1 protein-coding gene is annotated in these 311 nt (G+C 59.2%); it reads left to right on the top strand.

Annotated elements, in window-relative coordinates:
• Positions 1-311 (top strand): ABC transporter permease subunit (locus tag AB9F27_RS22165; protein WP_407067052.1); only part of this gene is annotated, 311 nt, incomplete at both ends.

Below are 311 nucleotides of genomic sequence, written 5' to 3'. Positions count from 1 at the left end.
GATCGTGAACGGCGCAGTGGGTTCGAAATTTTCCGCATTGGAAACCCTGAACCGCGCGACGCCTCTGATTTTTACAGGCCTCGCGGTGGCTGTGGCGTTTCGGGCCAAGTTTTGGAACATCGGCGCCGAGGCACAACTTTACGCAGGGGCGCTCATGACAGTTTTGCTGGGAACGGGCGCCCTGCCGTGGCCCAGTTTTGCCCTGCTTCCCGTTATGGCTGCTTTTGCGATTTTGGCGGGGGCCATCCTTTTGCTCATTCCGGCGCTGCTTAAAACGCGCTTCGGAGTCGACGAGGTGGTAACGACCCTGC

The organism is Falsihalocynthiibacter sp. CO-5D18, from assembly GCF_041205445.1.
GTDB classification, from domain to species: Bacteria; Pseudomonadota; Alphaproteobacteria; order Rhodobacterales; family Rhodobacteraceae; genus Falsihalocynthiibacter; species Falsihalocynthiibacter arcticus.
Note: the sequence above shows the minus strand (reverse complement) of the source record. Positions and strands in the feature narration are given on the sequence as shown.